The 677-nt window shown below is 58.1% G+C and carries 2 protein-coding genes; both read left to right on the top strand.

Annotated features, from left to right (window positions below):
- On the top strand, positions 1-554 hold a 554-nt coding region (gene ptsN / locus HGP29_RS28380; RefSeq protein ID WP_394354078.1), incomplete at its 5' end, for a PTS IIA-like nitrogen regulatory protein PtsN.
- Between the two features lie 45 nt (positions 555-599).
- On the top strand, positions 600-677 hold a 78-nt coding region (locus HGP29_RS29150; RefSeq protein WP_211093464.1), incomplete at its 3' end, for an RNase adapter RapZ.

Here is a 677-nt window from a genome sequence, read left to right as displayed (position 1 = left end):
CGGGCCCCCTTGCGCCCGCCGCTGGATATCATCGGCGACGGGCGCGGGGGCGCTCAGGTGAAATTATGATGAACAACGATTCGGCTCTACAACTGAGCAACGTCCTGAACCAGGAATGTACCCGTAGCCAGGTGCACTGCCAGAGCAAGAAGCGTGCTCTGGAAATCATCAGCGAACTGGCCGCCAAACAGTTAAGTTTGCCGCCGCAGGTGGTGTTCGAAGCGATCCTCACCCGCGAAAAAATGGGCAGTACCGGGATCGGCAATGGTATCGCCATTCCCCACGGAAAACTGGAAGAGGATACGCTGCGTGCTGTCGGCGTTTTTGTCCAGCTGGAAACCCCCATCGCCTTCGACGCGATCGACAATCAACCTGTCGACCTGCTGTTCGCGCTGCTGGTGCCGGCCGACCAGACAAAAACTCACCTGCATACGCTCTCCCTGGTGGCCAAACGGCTGGCGGACAAAGCGATTTGTCGTCGCCTGCGCACGGCGCAGAGCGATGAAGAGTTGTATGAGATCATCACCGAAGCAGGAAGCAGCGATGACGCATAACGGCAGTCGCACCTTATCCTTTATCGTACTGAGGAGAAACGGTACATGGTACTGATGATCGTCAGCGGCCGCTCGGGCTCGGGGAAATCCGTCGCTCTGCGAGCGCTGGAAGATATGGGCTTT

It is taken from the genome of Flammeovirga agarivorans (assembly GCF_012641475.1).
GTDB lineage: Bacteria > Bacteroidota > Bacteroidia > Cytophagales > Flammeovirgaceae > Flammeovirga > Flammeovirga agarivorans.
Note: the sequence above shows the minus strand (reverse complement) of the source record. Positions and strands in the feature narration are given on the sequence as shown.